The sequence below is a fragment of the Undibacterium sp. Di27W genome (assembly GCF_049340345.1).
Lineage (GTDB): Bacteria > Pseudomonadota > Gammaproteobacteria > Burkholderiales > Burkholderiaceae_D > Undibacterium.
In genome coordinates, this window is sequence record NZ_JBMPOS010000189.1 from 1 (window position 1) to 255 (window position 255).

Annotated in this window: 1 protein-coding gene; it reads left to right on the top strand. The window is 56.9% G+C overall.

What is annotated here, in order from left to right; translation table 11 throughout:
• Positions 1–255: IS66 family transposase (locus tag ACO0LF_RS31840; RefSeq protein WP_423021468.1), on the top strand; the 255-nt coding region annotated here is incomplete at both ends.

Consider the following 255-nt stretch of genomic DNA (forward strand, 5'->3'; position numbering starts at 1 on the left):
GAACAAATCAGCACCCGCCATGGCGCAGGCATTGCCCGTTCTACCCTGGCAGAGTGGGTAGGTAAGATCGGCGTGGCCCTGCAACCGCTGGCAGACCGGCTTGCTGAATTACTCAGGCAAAGACAAGCCCTGCATGCCGATGAGACACCGGTGCCGCAACTTGATCCCGGCAAGGGCAAGACCAAACGGGCGTATTTATGGGCTTACTGCAGCACTGCGTATGATGAAGGTCCACCTATCACGGTCTTTGATTTC